Here is a 22,081-nt window from a genome sequence, read left to right on the forward strand (position 1 = left end):
GTGAGCGCGATGCGAACCGCATCACGCTTGAACTCCTCGCTGTGTGTCGCTGCCATATCCTGTCTCCTTTGAAGAGAGCATCGCTCTCAGAAGACCGGAACGGAACAGGTGCAGGTCCACCGGGCCTTCGGCTGAAACGCCCGTCACCTGCGCATTGTCGCCGGTCAGACCACGATCGTCCACAGCCTGAAGCGACGATAGCAAGTCGAACCCCAAATCAAACCCAGGTCGTTCAGACGCTGCAGCATCCCTGTTGCCGTAGGAGGGTAGATGTCAGCGAGGGTGTCGGCATCCACGGCCGACACACCTTGACGCGCCGCTCTCGTGCCGATGTGAACCAGTTCCCAATCCCTGGACAGGTTCCCTGCTGACTAAGCTATTGCCTGCGCCTGCTGATCGGTTCCGATGCTGCTGACGTAGACCGCTGCAGGCGGCTGCCCGCCGTGGACGGTGTCGGGCCAACTGCGAATACAGAAGGTCATCGATTGGCCGATCCAGCTTTTGCCTGAAATTTGGCCTCCGACACCTGCCGGTGGACACATTCGTGCCTAAGGAGCCGCCAGAGGTGCGCTCATTGATCGAGGGTATGTACGCCGTCTGTTTGAGAGCTGTTCTGCAGCGGCACTTGCGGTCGATGGGAGATCCGAGTCCTGGTACGTTCCAGCCTGTCCGTACAGGCAAAGGACGTGACCTGTGACCCCTGATCGTTACTGACGATCTCCGGCGCGCCGAAGTGATTGATGCCCTCGTTCAGCGCCTCGACGCTAAAGTCGTTCGACGTTGTTCTTGAACGGGTGGTTAACACGTCTCATTTCAGCGTGTTCGAGATGCGCCGGGCCAGCACCTTGCGAGTGAACCAGTCCCTGATCGCCACCAAGGAAAGGAGGCCGTGCCGCATTGGCAGGTAGGTGATGTCGGCACACCAGTCCCGGCCGGGGCGATCGATCCGCAGCCCGCTGGAGCCAGGTAAGGACATCTCTCGTGCCCTTCTTTGTCTTTCCAATATCGGGATTCTGATGATCCGTAGAAAGGAAGTTCAGAAAACGGTCCGGTGGACCGTTTTCCGACGAAGGCCAACGAGCCGCATCAGCTGCCGGATGCGCTTCTGGTTCACGCCAGATCCGTCCGTCACTGCCCATTTCCGGGAAGTAGCGTGATGACCTTGGCGCCATTCTCGCCCTTCGTGGCGGACATGGCGAGACCCAGTTGTTCAGAGTCGAGCGCACGGCTCTCGCGCGCCTGCCAGAGTAGCATCCGGATGTGAGGCGAAGCGTTGGCCGGATGGCTAGAATCAGACGTCCATGCCGCCCGAGGAAAATGAAGCATGGCGCCGCTCCATCCTGCAAGCTCGGCCACGTTCGCGGGTAGCAAATCGGCCACCCGCCGTCGCCATCAGCGCCGCCCCCCTCACCGGGGATGCGAGCCAGCTAGACGCTCTTCGGCCACGGCTAGGTCGGCGACCGCAGCGTTGGCTTGAGAACCTGTCAGGCCAAGACCAAGGTCCGGCCGGACAATTTCATTCTCTCTGCGCAGCCGAAGAACGCTGGAAACATCGCCAACAGGCTCCTGCCCTTCCACCAGCCGGACCTTCCATCTGCCCGATGCGCCGCGTCTTGCTGAAATCCGAGCTTGCACGGGCATCCAACTGGTCTCACCTTATCGTCCGGCCTTACCGCCACAGCATCGTTTGGAAGTCAGCGGCGCAAGCTGCTGGATGGCGCGCTAAGCTTCGTCGCAGCGGCACCTTTTGGAATGTAATGGCAAGATCGGAATAGAAGCGACCAATATCAGGCCGTTCATCGGCTATGGCCGAGTTTGCCCGAAAATCGATTGTCACAAGCCCTGCCCAAGGCCCTGTGGGCGATGCTGCCGTGCGCGACGGGCGGTTCTTTGGGACCAATCGGCCCGGCTTGAGCTCGACCGCATGCGGGAGAGCACGGCATCGGCAATTGTGCTTCAGATCGGCTGTTCGGCGCCGGCTTCGCTCTGACCACTTCGTAAGCTTAAGCGAGCAGATGCAAGAGGCACGATATTCGTGAGAATCACGGACCTCGATCAAATTGCCCAGCTGCCAGAACCGCTTGCGCTTTGCACCAGGGAGGCGCCGCCAGATACGTTCCAGTTCCCGTCCTGAGCGGATAAATCTGGCCCCGTCAAACCAGTTCGACGGGGCCGCCATAGGCACCAATTGCCGCTCAGTAGGATCAGCCCGTCGGTCACCGCCTGCGCCAGCAGCAGGCGGTCGGAAGGGTCGTCGTGCAGCGGCGGCAGTGTTGAGAAGGCGACTTTGGATGGCAAGTTCGCGATAGTCGTTGGCCAGCAGGCCGGTTCGCAAGACGCCCCGATCGACCTGCAAGTCGAGCGCTTCAGGCCGCGCTTGATTGCCACCTTCCAGATCGTCGCCACCGCATCGATTCGGTCAAAATCGTCCGGCATTTTTACCCGCCGCCGGGGAAAGCGCTGCGGCGCGGAGCCCTCAAACGGCTCACCTTGACCATGTGACGTCCGGCGCGGGCGATGATAAAGAATCCCCTCTTACCGCGCCTTCAATCTAGCGCGACAGGTTTGTCTTGGTCTCGTGGGTTATGACGGTCCTTATGGGTGTCCGGCGAACTTCGTCTGGTCAACTCAGCCCTGCTGGGCGCGGCTGTTGATTACCGGCTGCGTGCTGTTCGTCAGACGATGAAGAAAGAACTTGTCAGAATCGTCGAGAACACGCATTAAATTACGGAACAAACAGAATAAGACGGCCAGAAGCGTAACAACGCGCAGCCGGAACGGGAAAAGAAAGGGCAGCCGTGGACAGCGTGCGAGCAAAAACGCGTATCGACAAGCTGGTCGGTGAACATGCCGCCGCGCTTTCCGAGCGGTTGCAGGCCCACCGGGAACAGCTGTTCCCGCCAAATGCCAAGCGAGTCCTGCGCAAATTCACCTCGGGCGAGGTCGCGGACCTTCTGGGGGTCAAGGATGCCTACCTTCGCAAGTTGGACTTGGAAGGCAAGGGCCCGTCGCCCGAGACGCGTGCCGGCGGGCGGCGCTATTACAGCCCCTCGGACATTCAATCGCTGCGCGAGACACTGGAGAAGGGCGCCAAGGTACCCGGTACGTACCTTCCAGGGCGGCGGGACGGTGATCACCTGCAGGTGATCACCGTCATCAACTTCAAGGGCGGCTCTGGCAAGACTACGACCGCCGCACACCTGGCGCAGAAGTTGGCGCTGGATGGGTACCGCGTGCTGGCCGTCGACCTGGACCCGCAGGCCAGTCTATCAGCCCTGCACGGTGTCCAGCCCGAGTTCGACCTACCAGACGGCGGCACGATCTATGACGCGATCCGCTATGAAAACCCCTTGCCCCTGCGCAGCGTGATCCAAACGACCTATTTTACCAATCTCGACCTGATTCCGGGCAACCTCGACCTAATGGAATTCGAGCACACCACCCCGATGGCGCTGCGCGAACGATCTGGCAACCTTTTCTTTACCCGGATCGGCGATGTCTTGGCCGAGGTCGAGACAGACTATGACGTCGTCGTCATCGATTGTCCACCGCAGCTGGGCTTCCTGACGATGTCAGCGTTGTCGGCCGCCACGGCGATCCTGGTCACTGTGCATCCGCAGATGCTGGACGTAATGTCGATGTGCCAGTTCCTCCTGATGACGTCCAACCTTCTCGGGGTGGTCGCCGACGCAGGGGGCAGCATGGATTATGACTGGATGCGCTATGTCATCACGCGGTATGAACCCGGCGACGGGCCGCAGAACCAGATGGTCAGCTTCATGCGGTCGATGTTCGGCGAACATGTCCTGAACCACCCGGTCCTGAAGTCGACCGCGATTTCGGATGCGGGAATCACCAAGCAGACCCTCTATGAGGTGGAGAAAGCCCAGTTCACGCGCGCAACTTATGAGCGCGCCATCGAAAGTTTGAACGCCGTCCATGGAGAGATCGAGGGGCTCGTCCAGGCGGCTTGGGGCCGGAAAGGACCGTAAATGGCACGCAAGGACCTGTTGAAAAACCTGATGACGCCGTCTGCCCCGTCTGACGAGGCCCGACCGGTCCAGCGTAGCGACCGCGGCGCCATCGGCGCCGTCTCGAAGTCGATCAACGAGTTGAAAAGTCGTGCGATTATCGAGGTTCAGCCCGACATGATCGACGACGCCGGCATCGCCGACCGGATGGACGAAGATGCCGCCGGGATCGAGGCGTTGCGGGAATCCATCCGCGAGTACGGCCAGCAGGTGCCGGTCCTGCTGCGTCACTCTCCGACGTCGGAAGGCCGATACGAGGTCGTCTTTGGTCGCCGACGCGTGCAGGCAATGCGTGGTCTGCGGCTTCCGGTTCGGGCGATGGTGCGGCACCTGAACGACAAGGAACTTGTCGTCGCACAGGGTCAGGAAAACTCGGCCCGTAAGGACCTGAGCTTTATCGAGAAGGCGAATTTCGCCGCCCAGATGGTCAAGGCCGGATTCGAACGCAAGGTGATCTGCGATGCGCTCTCTATCGACAAGACAGTGATCTCTCGCATGCTGACGGTCACGGACGCGATCCCCGAGGCGTTGATCCGTGCCATTGGCGCCGCCCCTTCCGCCGGACGGGAACGTTGGCTGACATTGGCCACCCGCATCAAAGGCCGCAACAATGAAGATCTGATCGCGGCCGCCAAGGGGTCCGATTCGGATGCACGATTCGCCGCTGTCCTGGCCGTCGTCACCGCCAAGGCCGGAAAACCGCCCGCCCTGCCCTTACAAGGTCAAGGCACGCCGATTGGCACCGCCACCCAGAGCCGCAACCGCACCGTCATCGAGATCAACGGCGAGAGCAAGGAATTCGGTGACTGGCTTGTCAAGAACATCGAAGAGGTTCATCGCGCTTGGCTGCAAAGCCGGGATAACTGAACGCAGGCACAACAAAGGAGGCACGACAGGCAAAAAAGAAAGCCCCCCAGGACATGACATCCCGAAGGGCCGTTCTCACGATCTAGCACCTCGTTGATAACGGCTTTTGTTGACAGCTGTCAACAGCGTCTTTCCTGGCGCACGGATTCTTGTTGCCCAGTGAAATCACATGCAGCACATCTCCATAACCCAAATCGGGTGTGGGGCGGTTCCGGCTGGTCAGAAGCCAGTCGATCCTGCGCTCCACCGCCCTGCCCCAACTTGCGTTGTTGACAAGTGGGCGCTGCTTAAGGAAGCGACGCAGGCACGTGAGCATCTGGGAGTGTCAGACCGCGACCTCTCGGTTCTCTCGGCGTTGCTGTCTTTCCACCCCAAATCCGAACTGGGCGATGGCGACCAACTGATCGTATTCCCGTCAAACGCATCGCTGTGCGACCGTCTCCACGGAATGCCCGAAAGCACGCTGAGGCGTCATGTCGCCGCACTGGTCAGGGCCGGGCTTGTCGCTCGCCAAGACAGCCCTAACGGAAAGCGCTTTGCCCGCCGCGGGCGTAACGGCCAGATCGACCGGGCCTTCGGCTTTTGCCTTCAACCTCTCTTGGTTCGCGCTCCCGAGATTGCCGCGGCAGCGGACGTCGCGCGGGCCATAGCAGAGCAGACCCGACGCTTGCGCGAGGAGGTTAGCTTGAAGCTGCGCGACCTCCTCTGCCTTCTACCGCACTCCCAGCCTCCGGTCAATTTGGAGATCGCCAACAGACTTGCCGACATTCGCCGCACCGTTCGCCGCAAGTCGTCCTTAAAGGAGCTTCAGGCGGTTCATAGGGAGCTTCTCGAAATTTCCTCCCATGTTAGTCCAGCGGAGCAAATGAGCGCCAATGACAGCCAAAATGAGCGGCACTATCAGAATTCAGAAACAGACTACTTTGAATCTCCTGAAGCTGAGAAGAAGCCCAGGGTTTCGATGAAAGACGTCACACTGCAAATGGTGCTGGATGCGACGCCAGACCTTCAAGACTACAGTTCCAACGCTATCCGAACTTGGCAAGACCTGCTTAAAGTAGGTTGTGTTGTCGCTCCGATGCTGGGGATTGGTATCAGCTTGTGGTCTAAGGCGAGGTACACAATAGGCGATGACGCGGCTGCGACGGTCGTGGCTTGCATTCTCCAACAGGCTGGCCGCATTCAGCGACCCGGCGCCTATCTCCAGCGGTTGCTACAAAAGGCCGCCGCCGGATCATTTCATCCCGCGCCGATGGTAATTGCATTGCTTCGCCGCCAGGACGGGCTGCGGTGAAGTTGACAGCTGTCAACTTCGAATCCTAGCCCAATAGCGAAAATGGAGACTTAACTTTCACCTTTCAGCAAGATTGGGGATATAAACCACCTGCTACATGCGCTTTTCATTACGATGTCGTGTGGCTGCAAATTCCTTAAGATAGGCTGGACGCCCTCGAAGCCAGCTAAGCCGAGGCCAAGCATAAAACAAAACGAGGCGATGATGCGCCCTACTCTAGCCACTCCTTCATCAACTGGACACCGAAACCACCGAGCTTTAGTCGAAATCACGAGGAGTGAAAAATAGCCTTCGCATCCTGATGCCGCAGCTCGGTGCCCTAGTTGCTGTAGCCCTCAACACCATTATCGAAGTGGAAAGCGATCAACCCTTAGCGGATCTGCATGCACAGCCGACGCCTAAGTAGCCCCGTTCACACCAGGCATAGCAAAATTGCGGTACGAGGTTTTACTGAAGTCGCCGCCGTAGCTGGTGCGGTCTACAAGGGTGCGATGAAAGAGGCTGTGGACCCCAGCCTAGATAATCAATTGGCTATGAATACAGAGTTCGAATTCCGCGGGAACATTGACGGCTACATAGCCGGGCCAGTCAGAGTTGGTGTCGAGCGCCTTCGTCTCCTCCTCGACCACATGCTGAATGACACCGCCCATGCTATGCCGCGTCATCACCTGCACGGCCACAGGCTGCTGAGGTAACGTTGGACGCGGCTTTTCCATTTTACGCAAATCGGCATCGATAGCGCAGCGCCGTAAAAGCCACGATGCCAAGCGTTGCATACCCCGGCACGGAAACCTTCGCTCACCAGATCGTGGTCGAAAATCGCACCCTCAGCAGCATTGCGGATCGAACTGCGGAGCAGTCCGGCCTCTGACGGCCTCCCCACCATCGACTGATCTCACGCCCGTCAGGAGGTTTTCGGACGACCTCCGTCTTAGCTGGTTGTAAGCTTTTGGAGACAATTGTTGCCCCCCATTTGGAAACGCCAGTTAGGTTCATGCCGCCGAACAGCCGCCGTTTCAGCGATTACTTACAATGTTGCAGCGACATTTCATCTGGCGTCGTCGGCGTGAAACTATTCAACGTCTGCGCTGCAGGCGGTTCCAGCCACGGCGCGAGTCAGTGCTATCACCCATCGCGACTAGGCTCACAGGAAGCTGCGGGAACACCTGGTAACAGTGCGATCCCCGCAGACCAAGGTCGTTTCGACGTGGAACATGCCGTTATATAGGCTCCTACGGATCGCATTGTCAGACCCGCTGCCTGCTCGAACCGGCAGGAGCAAAGCAGTTCTGCACTGCGACGCTGATGCCGTTGGCCAGACTAACGTTTGGATCGTTATCGGTAGTATCGGGTGCTGCAGATTGAACGTGTCGACCTGGCTTTCGGTTTCCACAATGGGCATTCCGAGGTCCAGTACCCCATGGGCGGCGATGCGGCGCCGCGTCAGGGTCTGCCGTCCTAATCCAGCACACCGGGGCGCGGGTCCGGGGTAAGGTGCCCACCAAAGACACCGCCCAAGGTGACGTGTTCGCGGCGCAGCCGCCGTCCTGGAAGCCGAATGCGCCCGCTTCCCCCGCCATTCACCCTTCGGAGCCAAGAGTTCGGCCAAAGCTGCTCATGCCCAGCACTGGTATACGAAACAATGGGGCATTTGCCTTCTCTTGGCATGTATCGCCCGTGGATCGCTATTTTGAGCCGGTGCATCGATTGGCCCTTGCCGCCAGTATGGCGCCAGCGCCCCGCCGCCGTATCACCAAATCGACGCTTCCGACATAGCCGGGGGTTACTCGACCGTCAAAGTCCCGATCTGGCGCAAGCTTATCAAGCGCAGACTTCGTCTTATAGGCGATGCTGCCCGTCAGGGGCGCCGAAACCAGCATCTACGAGGCGCTTCTACGGACGCGTGCCGCACTCAGCAGAGGGAAGTCGCTGGTGCTCGTGCCGGCGTGGTGGAACATGCGCTCGTACCGTACGGCCCCGTAGACCCTTAGCACCAGCTACTGGTCGATGCCGTTGCCGAAGACTTAGTCGAAAATGGTGGATGCCACCGCTCACGATGCCAAAGCGGTCCGCGCAGGTCGAGCGGATGAACCGCATGATCAGGGAGGCAACTCTTGCGCGCTTCTACTGCGACAATGATGACCAGCTACGAACCTACTTCGACAACTTCGTTGTTGCCTGTAACTTCGCTCGGCGGCTCAAGACGCTGAGCGGACTGACGCCGTACGTATACATCTGCCAGATCTCGACTCCAGAGCCAGACAGATTCATCGTCAGTCCGGTCCGCCAAATCCCGAGACTAAACGCCTATGGGATCATATGGTTCACTCACTTTCCCGGCCATGCAACAGCCGCCGACACCGTTGCTTTCATGCTCGGAGCGGCCGCTATGAGGTCCGGCTTCTCGTTTTCGGGCTTTTCGTCTGGCGTCAAGAAAGTTGTTGACGTGTCGGCATGGTGTCGGCAGATTATCGAGGTGAGGAAAAAGAACGCTTTGGGAGGCATGGCCGAACTGCGTGGCCGGGGTGCCGCCACTTGCGCCAACGGGAGAAAGCAAATGATGATGAAACTGACGAGAGCTCTGGCGATTTCCGCTGTCGTAGCGGTCGCTGTGGCGGGGACTGCGACCGCTCAGGAAGGGCAGGGCTACTGGCAAGAGGTCCAAGCCTCTGGCAAGCTCCGCTGTGGTGCGGCTGTTGCGCCCCCTTATGTGATGCGCGATCCTGCAACGGGAGAGTATTCCGGCTTCTTCGCAGATCTGTGCCGCGAGTTTGCAGGTGTGCTGGAAGTCGAACCTGAATTCGTCGATACCACCTGGGACAATATTGTCGCCGGTCTTCAAGCCGGCAAGTGGGACATGTCGCTGGCTCTGAACCGGACCCCCGTACGCGCCATGGCCGTGCAGTTCTCGGTCCCGGCAATGGAGTACCAGATCTCGCTGGTCTACAACAAAGACAACCCCAAGATCCCGGCGGGTGCGACGTCGGTCGCCGATGTCGATGTGGCGGGCGTCACCATGGCAGTGATGTCGGGCACGGCACAGGACAAGGCGATCTCGGCTGCTGTCAAGAATGCAACGATCCTGCGTCTGCCCTCTGCTGATGAAACCCGTCTCGCGCTGCAGTCTCGCCGCGCAGATGTGATTGTCGATGCCTCTGACACCAATCTCCTCTTCACCCAGGCCAACCCGGATTGGTCCGCTACGCTGAACCCCGAGCCTGCGCTGGCCAAGCAAGGCGTGGCCTTCGGTCTGCCTCTCAACCTGCGTGCCTCGGATGTCGCCGTCGTCGACATCTTCCTGGAGGAGAAGGTTGCCACCGGTGCCGTCGACGCGCTGATTGCCAAGGCCGCCGACGAGGTTCTGGCCGCCTCCGGTCAATAGGTCCACCCAGACACGGGCCGCCAGCAAGGCGGCCCTTTTTCTGACATTGGAACGGAGGTGAAGGATGACTTCGTCTGCGAACGGCTCTGCTCTGATCGAGATCAAGGACCTGCACAAGGGCTATGGTCCGAACATCCAGGTCCTGAAGGGTCTGAACATCGAGATGATGCCGGGGGACCGAGTGGTCGTCATCGGGCCGTCGGGCGGGGGCAAATCGACGCTTCTTCGCGTGGTCATGGGTCTGGAGCAGATCCAGGGCGGCGAGGTCCGCTTCGGCGGCAAGCCCTACATTCGGGCAGACGGCAGGAAGACCATCATCGACAACGACGTGCGCAAGCAGATCGGCATGGTGTTCCAGCACTACACGTTGTTCCCGCACCTGTCGATCATGGAGAACCTGATCCTGGCACCCCGCAAGGTTCATGGCGAAAGCCGCGCCTCCGCGCGCGAGCGGGGAGCAAAGATCCTGGAGCGCTTTGGCCTTGGCAACAAAGCTGATGCCTATCCCAGCCAGCTGTCGGGCGGACAAAAGCAGCGCGTGGCGATCGCCCGTGCGCTGATGCTCGACCCCAAGCTGATGCTCTTCGACGAGGTGACCTCGGCGCTCGACCCCGAGCTGGTCGCAGAAGTCGAGCAGGTGATCCTGAACCTGGCCGGGCAGGGGATGCCGATGATGATGGTCACCCACGACATGTGGTTTGCCAAGAACGTCGCATCCCGGGTGATCTTCTGCGCCAGCGGCGTGGTGGTCGAGGACGGCCCGCCCGAGCAGGTGCTGGGCAACCCGCGCGAGGAGCGCACGCGCGAGTTCATCAATCGCGTCTTTCATATTAGGGCGTAGCACGATGGAGTATCAACTCGACATCGGGGCGGTCACCCGCAACATGGGGCCGCTGTTTCAGGGGCTATGGATCACGCTGCAGCTTACGCTGGCGGCAAACGCCATCGGCATCGTTGCGGGCTTTGCACTTGCGCTCTTGACGACCAGCAAGCCGGCTGTCCTGCGGTGGCCCGCGATGCTGTTCGTGGAGTTCTTCCGCTGCACCCCGGCCATCGTCCAGATCGTCTGGTTCTTCTACTGCGTGCCGATGATCTTCAACGTCTTCTGGGGCCCGATCTTCATGGGCATCGTCGCGCTCGGTCTGAACCTGACTGCCTTCAATGCAGAAGCCTATCGCGCCTCGATCCAGGCCGTGCCGCGCGAGCATCTGGACGCTGGCATCGCCCTGGGCCTGTCACCTACTCAGCGGATCCTCAACATTGTTCTGCCGCAGGCGCTCCGGAACTCGGTTCCTGTCTTGCTGACGAACGGCATCGGCATCTTCCAGCAATCGGCCCTGGTCGCCATCGTGGGCGTGGCCGACCTGATGTACCAGGGCAAGACGCTGGCCACGGCCACCTATCGCCCGATCGAGACCTTTACGGTCGTCGCGCTGATGTATTTCGCCATCTCCTATCCGGTAGGTCAGTTCGTGAACTGGCTGGAACGCCGGCAAAGCTATACCTGAGGAGCTGGGATCATGGACATGACACTCGACTTCTCGATCCTGGGGCGCTTCGTGGATGCCTTCGCCCTGGGGCTTTGGACCACGATCAAGCTGACGCTTTTGTGCATCGTGCTGGGTACAACCCTGGGCTTTGTCGTTGGCCTGCTGCGCAGCGGGACCAACACAGTGATCCGCGCGGTCCTCGGCTTTTATGTCGAACTGTTCCGAGGTACTCCGGTCCTGATCCAGCTGTTCTGGATCTTCTTCTGCCTGCCGCTGATCCTGGGGGTGGAACTATCGAACTTCGTGTCCGCCACGATCGCCCTGACGCTGTACATGGGCGCGATCACCTCGGAAACCTTCCGCGCTTCGCTGCGGTCGGTCGGGCGTGAGCAGTTGGACGCCTGCGTGGCGCTTGGCCTGCCGCGCCGGGCGCAGGTGATGAACGTCATCATGCCGCAGGCGGTCCTGCGCGCAGCCCCGACGCTGCTGTCGAACGCCATATCGCTGTTCAAGGAAAGCGCTCTGGTGTCGGCGGTGGGCATGGCCGACCTGATGTTCATTGGCCAGAACATCTCGAACAACACCGCGCGTCCTGTCGAGGTACTGACAGCGGTTGCCGCTATCTACTTCGTCATCGCCTTCCCGCTGACGCGGGTGGTCACGCTGCTTGAACAAAAGCTGCTTCGCAAATTCTCTGCCTGATGGAAGGAAACAACATGAAACTCTCTGGCGTCATGCCCGCCCTGGTCACACCCTTCGACAAGGACGGCAAGATCGACTTCAAGGCGTTCGAGACCCACCTGACCAATCTGCGTGCCGCCGGCGTCACCGGTTGGGTGCCCTGCGGATCCTCGGGCGAATACAACTTCATGACGGACCAGGAGCGCGACAGCGTGCTGCAGTTCGTCAAGGACTTCGCCCAGCCCGGCGAGATCCTGATCGCCGGCACCAATGCACCGTCCACCGCGGGGGTCATCGCCAACACCCTGCGCGCCAAGGCCATGGGCTATGACGCCGTGCTGCTGGCGACGCCCTTCTATACAAAGCCGACGCAGGCCGAACTGGTTCAGCATTTCCAGGCTGTGCTGCAGGCGACGGACATGCCCATCGTCCTCTACAGCTATCCCGACAAGGATGGGGTGGAGCTTGGCTGGGAGGTTTTGGATGCCCTGGCCGACGATCCGCGCATCATCGGCATCAAGGAAAGTTCAGGTTCACTGCAGCGCGCCATTGGCATCGCCACGCGCTACAAGGATCGCATCCAGCTGGTTTCAGGGTCCGACGACATTGCGCTCGACTTCATGCTGTGGGGCGCGGAAAGCTGGATCTGTGGGCCCGCCAACTGCATGGCCAAGGCTGTCTGCGATTTGGACCGCACCTACAAGGCGGGCGATCTGAAGAAGGCCAAGGCCCAGATGGCGACCCTCTATACCGCCATGAACATCCTGGAGTCGGGCAAGTTCGTGCAGAAGCTCAAATACGGCTGCGAGATCCAGGGCACTCCGGTGGGTGAGTGCCGCGCCCCCTTGGGACCGCTGACCGACGAGGAAAAGGCTGATTTCCGCAAGGCAATGGAGCCGATCCTGGCGTGGTAAGTCCCCTGGCCGGGCGGAATGCCTGCCCGGCCGCCTGCGACCCTCTACAAGAAAGACGCAGCATGACCACCGTCGTTGTCGGCGCAGGCATTATCGGAACGGCCATAGCCTATCAGTTGCAGAAGCGTGGGCGGCAGGTGATCCTGCTGGACAAGTCCGATGTCGGCCGCGGCGCGTCTTTCGGAAACATGGCTTCAATCGCCGTCACCGAGTTCATGCCCGCCTCACGCCCTTCGGTGTGGCGGCAGATCCCTGGTTGGATGTTGGATCCCGAAGGCCCTGTTCGCGTGCGTCCGACTTATATGCCGAAGCTCATACCGTGGTTTGCCCGCTTTGTTGCGGCATCACGTCCGTCGAAGCTGCGTGCGCTCGAGGCACAGGGCGCAGCACTCTGCAAGCGGGTTTATGACGATCTGCTGCCGCTTCTGCGCGAGACGGGGCTGGAGCGCGAGCTGACTGATGAGGGCTGCCTTTCGCTCTACAGCAACGAAGCCGAGTTCAGCGCCGACCGCGAGCATATCGAGATCCTCGAACGCTTCGATTTTCCGCACCAGCGATTGACTGGGGCCGAGGCGCGTGCGTTGGAGCCGGAACTTTCCGACAAGATTGGCCTCGCGGTTCTATTTCCGCAGAACCGCAGCTTGCGCGACCCCCACCGGCTGGTGATGAAACTCGCCGATACGTTTCAAGCGCTCGGCGGCCGCATCGAGCAGGGCGAGGTGGCAGGCTTCGAACGCTCCGAGCGTATCAATGCCATACGCCTGACCGACGGCCGCAGCCTGATGGCGCACGAGGTGGTGCTTTGCGCGGGTGCCTATACCGGACGACTTTCCAGGATGCTGGGTGAGCCGATGCCCTTGGAAACTGAACGCGGGTATCACACGCAGATCATGTCGCCGGGTCTGTCAATGCGCCATTCGATCATCTGGCCCGCCCGCGCCTTCATGGTGACCCCTACGGCGGGCGGCATCCGCGTCGGCGGCACGGTGGAGATGGCAGGTCTCGACGCTCCTCCAGACTACCGGCGCGCCAAGATCACCGTGAAGCGCGCCATCGAGGCGCTGCCGAACCTGCGCTGCAATGCGGCGACCGAATGGATGGGCCACCGTCCAGCTTTCCCCGATACAGTTCCTGTCATGTCTGCTTCTGCCAAGGTGCCGGGAGTCTTCTACGCGACGGGTCACGGCCACTTGGGCGTGACCTACGCCGCAACCACGGCACGGCTGATGGCCGACCTGATCACCGACATGCCGCCGCCCGTGGACATGCGCCCCTATCGTGTCGACCGTTTCTGAAAAGGAGAACCTCATGACTGACAAGGTCTGTCTGATCGTTGGCGGAGGCCGTGGCATGGGCGCTGCGACTGCGCGGGAAATGCACCAGCGCGGCTATCGCTTGGCGCTCATGTCTCCGTCTGAAAGTTGCGAGGTCTTGGCGGAGGAACTGGGCGGGGTCGCCCACCGCGGCAAGGCTGAGAGCGGCGATGACATCAGGGCAGCCTTCGATCTGGCACTGCACACCTATGGGCGTATCGATGCAGTGCTGATCCATGTGGGCGGGCCACCCAAGGGCGACCTGCTGGAGATTCCCGACGAGGAATGGGACCGCGCCAACGACATGGTTCTGAAACCGGTCATCCGGATGGCGCGCCTGGTGACGCCGGTGATGGAGAAGCAGGGCGGCGGCTCGATCGTCTGCATCACCACCTACTCTGCCTTCGAGCCAAGCCTGATGTTCCCGACGTCCAGCGTCTATAGGGTCGGAGTTTCCTCCTTCGCCAAGCTCTACTCTGATCGCTACGGGGCAGCCAACATCCGCATGAACTGCCTGCTGCCGGGCTTTACCGATAGCCTGGATCTGCCCGAGAAGTACGCCAAGATGTCTGCCTTGGGTCGCCTTGGTCGAGCCGAGGAGCAGGGCAGGGCGGCAGCCTTCCTGTTGTCCGATGACAGCAGCTACATCACCGGCCAGAGCCTTCGGGTCGATGGCGGCGTCACTTGGGCCATGTGAGGTAATTCATGAAGGATCGATTGTTCATTGACGGTGCTTTTGTGGCGTCTGCCTCTGGTCAGACATTCGACGTGGTCGACCCCGCGAACCGCCAGGTGTTCCACCGGGTTGCGCGCGGGAACGCCGAGGACGTGGACCGGGCCGTGCAGGCCGCGCGCCGCGCCTTTGATGATGGTCCCTGGCCGCGCATGTCGGGCGCAGATCGCGCCGCCGTGTTGCGGCGCATGGGTGACCTGATCGCCGAGCGGAAGGACGAGCTTGCCCGCATCGAGGTGCAGGACAACGGGAAGCCATTGCCTGAGGCCGTCTGGGACATTGAGGACACGGCAGGCGTCTTCCATTTCTACGCTGACCTGGCGGCGCGGCTGGACAACTCGGCCGGGCAGGAGATCGAACTTGCCATGGAGGGCTTCACGTCGAAAGCTGTGAAGGAACCCATTGGTGTCGCGGGAGCGATCATCCCCTGGAACTTCCCGATGCTGATGGCGAGTTGGAAAGTTGCGCCGGCCTTGGCGGCCGGTTGCTGCATGGTGCTTAAGCCATCAGAGCTCACTCCGGTGAGCGCGTTGGAGCTCGGCCAGATCGCCTTCGACGCGGGCTTGCCTGCGGGCGTTCTGAACATCGTGACCGGCTTCGGCGCCGAGGCTGGCCAGCCGCTGACCGAACATCCGGGCGTGGACAAGCTCGCTTTCACTGGTTCGGTTCCGACCGGGTCGAGAATCATGGCCACGGCGGCGCGCGACATCAAGGCGGTCAGCCTTGAACTTGGCGGCAAGTCCCCACTCGTCGTGTTCGCCGACACGCCCCTCGACGAGGCCGTGGAATGGATCATGTTCGGCATCTTCTGGAACCAGGGTGAGGTGTGCTCGGCGACCTCGCGTGTGTTGATCGAGCAGTCGATCTACGTGCCCTTGCTGGAGCGCCTGGCGGAAGAGGCGAAGAAGATCCGCATCGGCCACGGACTGGAGGAGGGTATTCTGCTGGGCCCGCTGGTCAGTCCATCGCAGCACCAAAAGGTGCTGGAGGCGATCGAGCGCGGCAAGTCCGAGGGGCGTCTTGTGACCGGCGGCGGTGTTCCGGCGGGGCTCGAGGACGGCTGCTATGTTGAGCCTACCGTGTTCGCGGACATGGCCGAGGATAGCTGGATCTGGCGCGAAGAAATCTTCGGCCCGGTTGTCTGCGTCAAGCCGTTCGAGACCGAGGCCGAGGCAATCCGGATGGCCAATGACAGCCGCTTTGGCCTGGGTGCCGCAGTCATGTCCGCCGACCTGGACAGGGCCGAGCGGGTCGCGCGCGCCTTTAGGGCCGGCATCGTCTGGATCAACTGCAGCCAACCGACCTTCACCGAAGCTCCATGGGGTGGCTACAAGCAGTCCGGGATCGGCCGCGAATTGGGTGAATGGGGACTCAACAACTATCTGGAAACCAAACAAATCACCACGTTCGACCGCTCAAAGCCCTGGGGTTGGTATCTGAAATGATCTTCGACCGTTCGCTGGACATTCTGCTGGTCCATTGCCAGGGCGAAAGCGGCAATGTCCTGATCGGAGGTGCGCCCGAGATCCCGGGCGCTACAGTCCTGGACAAGATGAACCACCTCAACAGCGTTGACTCCAGCCTGCGGCTGTTCGTGACCCGGGAGCCCCGCGCGCAGGTCGTCCATACGACGAACCTGCTGCTGGAGCCGACCCGGCCTGGCGCGGATGCCGCCTTTATCGTGCTGCAGCCGGACATGGCGCACCCCATGTCAGGGTCGAACTGCATCTGCGTGGTCACGGCACTGCTGGAAACCGGCCGGGTGCCGATGGTGGAGCCTGAAACGCTGGTGCGGCTGGATACGGCGGCCGGGCTCATCACCGCACGTGCGCGGTGCGAGAACGGCCGCTGCCTGTCCGTCAGCCTCGACAACGTGCCGGCTTTCGTCTGGCAGTTGGACCAGGTGATCGAGACGCCGAAATGGGGCGCCATCACTGGCGACATCGCCTTTGGCGGGGTCTTTTACGCCCAGATCGACGTGGACCAGATCGGGCTGCGCATCGTGCCCGAGGCTGCGCGTGCTCTGGCAGAGGCTGGAACGGAGATCAAAGCCCTGCTGGCCGACCAGGTCCAAGTGCGGCACCCCGAGATCCCCAGTCTTGACGACATCGCCTACGTGATGTTTCGCGACTATCAGCCAGACGGCTCGGTGCTGACCTGCACGACGCTGAAGCCGGGCAGGGTGGATCGTTCGCCCTGCGGCACCGGGTCGTCGGCGAACCTGGCCATCCTGCATGCGCGCGGGCAGATCCAGACCGGCGATGTTCGCATCTCCCGTAGCATCATTGGGGGCATATTCACTGCTGAGATGCTGGGCGAAACCACCGTCGGTGGACGCCCCGCCGTGCTGCCGCGCATCACCGGCCAAGGCTATGTCTTCGGGCGGCAGCAGTTGCGGCTGGACGAGGCCGATCCCTTCGCGCACGGCTTTGCCATGTCGGACACCTGGGGTCCGCAGGTGGGTGAACTGTGAGCCTGTCGGGTCAGGCTATCCTGGTGACCGGCGCAACCGGCGCCATTGGCCAAGCGATCTGCAAAGCGCTGGCGGCCGAGGGGGCGCAGGTCGCAATCCATTACAGTCGCAATCGCGTCGCTGCGGAAGCCCTGCTGGCCGAAATGGGTGGCAATGGCTGGTGCCTTGCCGCTGACCTGTCGGACCTGACCGGCCCGCAGGCGCTGTGGGATCAAGCTGCGACCAAGGCGGGGCGTTTGACCGGGCTGGTCAATAATGCCGGCATCCGGTCGGAGGTCGGGGTGGACGCACTCATGGACGAGTGGCAGCGCGTCTGGGACCGAGAGATGCGGGTGAATTTCCTGTCGGCGGTGGACCTATCCAAGCTGGCCATCGTGCACTTCCGGCAACATGGGATGGGCCGCATCGTCAACATGGCCAGCCGTGCCGGCCAGCGCGGCTATAGCTCAAGCGCCATGGCCTACGGCGCGTCAAAGGCTGCGCTGATCAACCTGACGAAATCAATTGCGCAAAGCCACGGTCATGAGGGCATCACGGCGGTCGCGCTTGCACCGGGGTGGGTCCGTACCGACATGGCCGAAGCCTATATTGCCCAACATGGCGAGGCTGCGGCGCTGTCGGGCATTCCCATCGGCGCCATGGCCTCGCCTCAGGAAATAGGTGAGATCACCGCCTTTGCGTTCCGTCCGTCTCAGGCTTCTCTCAACGGGGCTGTCCTAGACGTGAACGGTGGCAGCTATCTGAGGTGAGCGCAATGCGGTTTCGAGACAAGAGCATCATCGTGATATGCTATCTGGCCGGACCATTGCGGACCTGCACAAGCTGGTGCCCTTCGGCCGCATCGGCAAACCCGAAGAGGTCGCGGCGCTCGTCGCCTTTCTTGCCTCTTACGAGGCCGCCTTCATGTGCGGGTCTCTGGTTGAGATCACCGGCGCACAGGCCGTTGCCTGAGGCAAGAGGAGAAGCGGAACGATGCTGGCCTAAGTTGACGCTTTAGAGTCGGCGGGTGCCGCTCGCGCGATGTCGCAAGCGAGCCAGGCCGGGGACCTGCTTTTCGTCCCAGGTGAGTCGTGGTCATTGATTTGCCGCAGGATACACAAGTGGCAATTGGATCGGTTAACGGGATCCCCCGGCCCGTACCTGCCAAGGCCGGGCCTCCCGGGATCGGCAGAAGGTTGATCAGCAACAGGCGGGCAGGCCTGACGAAGACCTTCTCCAGCGAGAAGGGGTCATTCAATCAGAAATTCTGGAGGTAGAGATGAACAAGAGCGTAAACCACAACGATCTGTCCCACGTCGTCGCGGCTGACCGCGCCCGTGTCTGGCACCACCTGAGTCAGCATAAACAGTATGAGACCGCCGATCCGCGCGTCTTCGTGGAAGGCAAGGGGATGCGGCTGTGGGACACCAACGGCCGTGAGTATCTGGATGGTGTATCGGGCGGTGTCTGGACGGTGAACGTGGGCTACGGGCGCGAAAGCATCGCCAACGCGATCCGCGACCAGTTGGTCAAGCTGAACTACTACGCAGGCGCGGCGGGTAACGTGCCGGCTGCGTTGTTCGCTGAACAGCTGATCGGCAAGATGCCAGGGATGAGCCGGGTCTATTATTCGAACTCAGGATCCGAGGCGAACGAGAAGGCCTACAAGATGGTCCGTCAGATTGCTGCGCGCCATCATGGTGGGCGCAAGTGGAAGGTGCTTTATCGCGACCGCGATTATCACGGCACCACCATCGGCACCTTGGCCACTTCCGGGCAGGACCAGCGGGCAGCGCAGTACGGGCCATACCCCGACGGCTTTGTCCGGGTGCCTCACTGCCTTGAATACCGGGCGCAGTGGGATGTGGAGAACTACGGAGAACGCGCGGCCGACGCGATCGAGGAGGTGATCCTGCGTGAAGGTCCCGACAGCGTCGGTGCAATCGTGCTGGAGCCGGTGACCGCGGGCGGCGGGGTAATCGTCCCGCCAGAGGGGTACTGGCAACGCGTCCAGGACATCTGCCGCAGGTACGACATCCTTCTCCATATCGACGAGGTCGTTTGCGGACTGGGCCGCACCGGCACCTGGTTCGGCTATCAGCATTACGGAATCCAGCCCGACATCGTCACCATGGCGAAGGGCGTTGCCTCGGGTTATGCCGCGATCAGCTGCACCGTCACGACCGAGCGCGTCTTCGAGATGTTCAAGGACGATGCTAGCGATCCGTTGGGTTACTTCCGCGACATCTCGACCTTTGGCGGCTGCACCGCGGGTCCCGTCGCGGCGCTGGAGAACATGCGCATCATTGAAGACGAGGGGCTTCTGGAAAATACCACCGCCATGGGCGACCGCATGATTGCCAACTTCCTTGCCCTGCAGGAGAAGCATTCGGTGATCGGCGACGTGCGCGGCAAGGGTCTCTTCTGTGGGGCCGAGCTGGTGGCGGACCGGGGGACGAAGGAGCCGCTGGACGAGAAGCGCGTACAGGCCGTGGTGGCCGACTGCCTGGCTCAGGGCGTGATCATCGGCGCGACGAACCGTTCGCTGCCGGGACTGAACAACACCCTCTGCCTCTCTCCCGCGCTGATCGCGACCGAGGACGACATCGACCGGATCACTGATGCCATCGATGGGGCGCTGACACGCGTGATGGAATGAGAACCGCGGCGCGGGAAACCGCGCCGCCGTTTGCGAAATCAAGGGGGCTGTCTATGCCGACCGCCGCAAGCCCGTCAGGTTGACGCCGGTCGCGTAGTTTTCCTTCATGAAGTCGAAGAAGTTGTCCCGGAACTGCCGGGTATGGGCGTGGGCCAGGTCGTCCGCGCGCTCAATGTCTTTCTGACGGATCGCCTCCAGCATGTCGTTATGCTCGTCTGTCAGAAGATATCCGTCCGACGTCCGCTCGAGGAACTCGAAGTGAAGGTGCAGCATCCGCCGTCCCTGCTTCAGCAATCGCTCATAAAAGGCCGCAATGTACGGGTTCTTGCCGGCATGAGCGATGGCCATATGGAATTGCATGTTGGCTTCGGACATCTTCAGCCAGTCGGCCTTGCCAACAGCGTCCTCGAAATCCTTCTGCCGCTGCGCGATTGCGGCAATATCCATTTCACTCCGCAGTTCCGCAGCTAGCCGCGTGTTCAGTCGCTGCGCCACATCCAAGGCTTCGACATATTTTGGGAAGCTGAGGACATCTATGGGCGCCACGATAGTCGACCGGTTCTGGAGGGTCACCACGAGGTCATCGCCCGCCAGCCAGATCAGCGCCTCGCGCACCGGCGACCGAGACATCTTGAACCGTTCCGCGATGGAAGTCTCGTCCAGAAGCTGGCCCGGCTGCAGCTTCAGCGTCAGGATTTCGTCATGGAGCGTCTCATAGATGTGCCGCCAGCCCGTCCCCTTGGCGCGCCTAGTGTGGGTATCGTCTTCCATAAGTCGTGTCCTTGTCATGCCAGGTCGGAGAATACCATATGTCGACTGACGTTTAATCGCATTGTCGTCTCCCTGTCGACGGTACGCGGCATGTTCGATATTGTCGAGGATTAACCTGTTCCGTTGCCGTACTACATGGTCCTTTAGCTTGATACCGGTGAGGGAGTCGCCTTGTAATTTAGAATAGTAGCTGAGATGCATGAGCAGACCCACAGCCCCGACCTGCAGGATTGGTCGGCCTGTAAGGAAGCGCTCAAGCGTCGGGGCTCGTTGACAATTTGGTTCGAACCCCAAATGAGCTGGGATGCCGTGCCGAAAGGCAGACGCGGCCGTCGGCAGGCGATGCCTGCCCTCCACACCTGATTTCCGATGAAGGTGCTGTTCTGCATGGCGTTCAGGCAGATCAACCCCCACGGGCAGGCCGTTACCATTGACGCGCAGGTGGACCGTGGTCGTCAAATGGGAGGTAGTCCAGAAAACGATCCGGTGGATCGTTCTCCCGCCGAACGCCCGTCAACGGCCAAGATCCTGTCTCCTTCGCCATGGGCTTGAACCAGTGGCGCCTCATGGCTCAAACCCTTTTTGCGCCCGCTGCCTCATGATAGGCACGGATCACGGTGTCCAGTCCCGGCATCTAGTGGATCGGTTTGACGACTCTGAATTCCAGATCTTGCAGATGTATTCGTAGTGCGTCAGGCCCCTCAGCGACTTGAGCGACGAGCGAAGTTACAGGCAGCGATGAAGTCGTCGAGGTGCGTTGGCAGCTGATCGTGATTGTCGTAGTGGAAGCGCTTGACGGTTCCCTCCTTGATCGTACGGTTCATCCGCTCGACCTGACCGTTCGTCCAGGGATGCCTTACCTTTGTCAGCCTATGCTCGATCTCATGTCTGCACTTCGGCGATCATCGATGTAAAAGAACCCGATAGGGTGACGCTTGAACCGCTGCCGTTTCGGCTTGTCGCCATCCACGTCCGGCACGTGCGATATTCCAGGCCGCTGCAGGCAGCGATGCAAGGCCGAGTGCGTCAGATGGGGAATGGATGGTTGCAGAGCATAGAGGCGGTCGTCCAGCGGCAGCAGCCTGTGGCGCCTGAACGCCACGACCATTGCTTCTTCCTCCTCATTCAGCACCGTTGGCCGAGGCTCCTTCGGTCCGGCCTGCAGATCCTCCACTGTGGCCCGCGCACGCCACTTTGGCACGGTCTTCGGGTTGATGCCCAACTTCCGGCCAGTGACGCGGTCGAAGCGTGCGATCGCTGTATTTTTGCTCGGATGGCGTGCGTGGTCGTGGAGTTCCTGTGACGAACTTGGCAAGTAACGCCTCCTTCCATTCCCGAGAAAGGATCGCACAATCAAACTATGGGATTGAACGCCTAACAAGCCGCTAAAAAAGTCGGGCCTCGACGCTCATCGCAGAACATGATTCCTCGTCACCACTGGATGGACGGAGGTGGCGATGCGCGGAACGGACAAGATGACGGGCTCACTGTTCA

19 protein-coding genes and 2 pseudogenes are annotated in these 22,081 nt (G+C 61.0%); 16 read left to right on the forward strand and 5 right to left on the reverse strand.

Annotated features, from left to right (window positions below; all coding sequences use genetic code 11):
• Positions 1-637 precede the first annotated feature (637 nt).
• Together OC184_RS15245 and OC184_RS15250 are read right to left on the reverse strand one after the other, a co-directional pair.
• Positions 638-952, reverse strand: a pseudogene (locus OC184_RS15245) (DDE-type integrase/transposase/recombinase); the annotation flags it as partial.
• A gap of 1,103 nt (positions 953-2,055) precedes the next feature.
• Complete coding sequence (locus OC184_RS15250; protein WP_265508035.1) at positions 2,056-2,436, reverse strand: PIN domain-containing protein; 381 nt, start codon at positions 2,434-2,436, stop codon at positions 2,056-2,058.
• A gap of 165 nt (positions 2,437-2,601) precedes the next feature.
• On the opposite strand from OC184_RS15250, the gene OC184_RS15255 reads away from it, so the two are divergent.
• The 4 genes from OC184_RS15255 to repC all read left to right on the forward strand — a co-directional run bounded on the left by OC184_RS15255 (position 2,602) and on the right by repC (position 6,192).
• Entirely contained in the window at positions 2,602-2,724 is a 123-nt protein-coding gene (locus OC184_RS15255) for a hypothetical protein (protein WP_265508036.1), read from the forward strand.
• Positions 2,725-2,798: 74 nt separating this feature from the next.
• Positions 2,799-3,992: a plasmid partitioning protein RepA gene (repA, locus tag OC184_RS15260; RefSeq protein WP_265508037.1), complete on the forward strand. Its 1,194-nt coding sequence runs from the start codon at positions 2,799-2,801 to the stop codon at positions 3,990-3,992.
• Complete coding sequence (gene repB / locus OC184_RS15265) at positions 3,993-4,898, forward strand: plasmid partitioning protein RepB (protein ID WP_265508038.1); 906 nt, start codon at positions 3,993-3,995, stop codon at positions 4,896-4,898.
• 169 nt (positions 4,899-5,067) lie between these two features.
• The gene (gene repC / locus OC184_RS15270) at positions 5,068-6,192 is read left to right on the forward strand and encodes a plasmid replication protein RepC (RefSeq protein WP_265508039.1); all 1,125 of its coding nucleotides are present in this window, start codon (positions 5,068-5,070) and stop codon (positions 6,190-6,192) included.
• Positions 6,193-6,707: 515 nt separating this feature from the next.
• Here repC and OC184_RS15275 read toward each other — a convergent pair.
• Positions 6,708-6,968 (reverse strand): hypothetical protein, encoded by a 261-nt coding sequence (locus OC184_RS15275; RefSeq protein WP_265508040.1) that lies wholly within the window; start codon positions 6,966-6,968, stop codon positions 6,708-6,710.
• 1,310 nt (positions 6,969-8,278) lie between these two features.
• Between OC184_RS15275 and OC184_RS20530 the strand changes: the two genes are divergently transcribed.
• The 12 genes from OC184_RS20530 (at position 8,279) to tpa (ending at position 19,816) form a co-directional block, all read left to right on the forward strand.
• Positions 8,279-9,574, forward strand: coding sequence for a substrate-binding periplasmic protein (locus tag OC184_RS20530; RefSeq protein WP_378927063.1), 1,296 nt, complete (start codon positions 8,279-8,281; stop codon positions 9,572-9,574).
• 64 nt (positions 9,575-9,638) lie between these two features.
• The gene (locus OC184_RS15290) at positions 9,639-10,415 is read left to right on the forward strand and encodes an amino acid ABC transporter ATP-binding protein (protein ID WP_322630211.1); all 777 of its coding nucleotides are present in this window, start codon (positions 9,639-9,641) and stop codon (positions 10,413-10,415) included.
• Positions 10,416-10,419: 4 nt separating this feature from the next.
• Positions 10,420-11,082: an amino acid ABC transporter permease gene (locus OC184_RS15295; protein WP_265508041.1), complete on the forward strand. Its 663-nt coding sequence runs from the start codon at positions 10,420-10,422 to the stop codon at positions 11,080-11,082.
• A 12-nt stretch (positions 11,083-11,094) separates the two neighbouring features.
• Positions 11,095-11,766 (forward strand): amino acid ABC transporter permease, encoded by a 672-nt coding sequence (locus tag OC184_RS15300; protein WP_265508042.1) that lies wholly within the window; start codon positions 11,095-11,097, stop codon positions 11,764-11,766.
• 14 nt (positions 11,767-11,780) lie between these two features.
• A complete protein-coding gene (locus OC184_RS15305) occupies positions 11,781-12,659 on the forward strand; it encodes a dihydrodipicolinate synthase family protein (RefSeq protein ID WP_265508043.1) in 879 nt (292 codons plus the stop codon).
• A 62-nt stretch (positions 12,660-12,721) separates the two neighbouring features.
• On the forward strand, positions 12,722-13,954 hold the full coding sequence (locus OC184_RS15310; RefSeq protein WP_265508044.1) for an NAD(P)/FAD-dependent oxidoreductase: 1,233 nt from the start codon (positions 12,722-12,724) through the stop codon (positions 13,952-13,954).
• 13 nt (positions 13,955-13,967) lie between these two features.
• Positions 13,968-14,669, forward strand: a complete 702-nt coding sequence (locus tag OC184_RS15315) for an SDR family oxidoreductase (RefSeq protein ID WP_265508045.1) — start codon at positions 13,968-13,970, stop codon at positions 14,667-14,669.
• 8 nt (positions 14,670-14,677) lie between these two features.
• Positions 14,678-16,150 (forward strand): aldehyde dehydrogenase family protein, encoded by a 1,473-nt coding sequence (locus tag OC184_RS15320; protein ID WP_265508046.1) that lies wholly within the window; start codon positions 14,678-14,680, stop codon positions 16,148-16,150.
• The gene (locus OC184_RS15325; protein ID WP_265508047.1) at positions 16,147-17,178 is read left to right on the forward strand and encodes a proline racemase family protein; all 1,032 of its coding nucleotides are present in this window, start codon (positions 16,147-16,149) and stop codon (positions 17,176-17,178) included. The genes OC184_RS15320 and OC184_RS15325 overlap by 4 nt, the downstream gene beginning before the upstream one ends.
• A gap of 23 nt (positions 17,179-17,201) precedes the next feature.
• Positions 17,202-17,927 carry an SDR family NAD(P)-dependent oxidoreductase gene (locus OC184_RS15330; RefSeq protein WP_265508048.1) on the forward strand — a complete coding sequence of 242 codons (726 nt, stop codon included), beginning with the start codon at positions 17,202-17,204 and terminating at the stop codon, positions 17,925-17,927.
• 37 nt (positions 17,928-17,964) lie between these two features.
• Positions 17,965-18,129, forward strand: coding sequence for an SDR family oxidoreductase (locus OC184_RS15335; protein ID WP_265508049.1), 165 nt, complete (start codon positions 17,965-17,967; stop codon positions 18,127-18,129).
• A 307-nt stretch (positions 18,130-18,436) separates the two neighbouring features.
• Entirely contained in the window at positions 18,437-19,816 is a 1,380-nt protein-coding gene (gene tpa / locus OC184_RS15340) for a hypotaurine--pyruvate aminotransferase Tpa (RefSeq protein ID WP_265508050.1), read from the forward strand.
• 51 nt (positions 19,817-19,867) lie between these two features.
• Here the strand turns inward: tpa and OC184_RS15345 are convergent, their stop codons facing one another.
• Together OC184_RS15345 and OC184_RS15350 are read right to left on the reverse strand one after the other, a co-directional pair.
• The gene (locus OC184_RS15345) at positions 19,868-20,788 is read right to left on the reverse strand and encodes a GntR family transcriptional regulator (RefSeq protein ID WP_322630212.1); all 921 of its coding nucleotides are present in this window, start codon (positions 20,786-20,788) and stop codon (positions 19,868-19,870) included.
• Between the two features lie 411 nt (positions 20,789-21,199).
• Positions 21,200-21,919, reverse strand: a pseudogene (locus tag OC184_RS15350) (integrase core domain-containing protein).
• Positions 21,920-22,081: the final 162 nt, after the last annotated feature.

The sequence above is a fragment of the Paracoccus rhizosphaerae genome (genome assembly GCF_026162645.1).
Classification (GTDB): Bacteria; Pseudomonadota; Alphaproteobacteria; order Rhodobacterales; family Rhodobacteraceae; genus Paracoccus; species Paracoccus rhizosphaerae.